The organism is Fervidobacterium sp., assembly GCA_026419195.1.
GTDB lineage: Bacteria > Thermotogota > Thermotogae > Thermotogales > Fervidobacteriaceae > Fervidobacterium.
The window spans coordinates 1-505 of record JANZZV010000116.1 but is presented as its reverse complement, the minus strand read 5'-3'; the positions used below and the strand labels follow the sequence as shown (position 1 = coordinate 505).

Here is a 505-nt window from a genome sequence, read left to right as displayed (position 1 = left end):
ATTACTTATTTTTGATATATAATATAATTGTCAGGAAGATTGAGAGAGAAAGGGGAATGAAAAATGGAAATAAAAACGTGTATAAAAAGAACAGAATTTAAAAAAGCTATTCAATTTACAAAAGGAATGGAACATGGATGGTACTTATACTATACAACTGATGAGGACGAAAGTTTCAAGACTTTTTCTTCAAAAGAAGATATGGAGAAGTTTAAAAACGAACTAATTAAGAAGTATGATTATGTTGAATTTGAAGAACCAATCCCATATGTTGAGTTAAAAAATTCCGTGTTAGAACAAATATCTGAAGGAGATTTTATAATAGTAGACAAGAATATGAACTATCTTCAAGTTGTCCCAAAAGAAGAATTTGAAAGGGAATATATTTTAGTGATAGGAGGGAAATATAATGACAAAGAAATAGCGTCCGCAAGCCACTGACTTTAGTCATGTGGTTAGGACGCAAATACTTGATTTTATATTATATTACAATTATCTTGTAATG

Annotated in this window: 1 protein-coding gene; it reads left to right on the top strand. The window is 28.9% G+C overall.

All coding sequences use genetic code 11. The features are described 5' to 3' along the window. Positions 1-63 precede the first annotated feature (63 nt). Complete coding sequence (locus N2Z58_09510) at positions 64-441, top strand: hypothetical protein (protein ID MCX7654894.1); 378 nt, start codon at positions 64-66, stop codon at positions 439-441. Positions 442-505: the final 64 nt, after the last annotated feature.

Bases quoted from the DNA above. Each gene is read 5' to 3' on its own strand.
- N2Z58_09510 (MCX7654894.1), top strand. From the start codon at position 64: ATGGAAATAAAAACGTGTATAAAAAGAACAGAATTTAAAAAAGCTATT.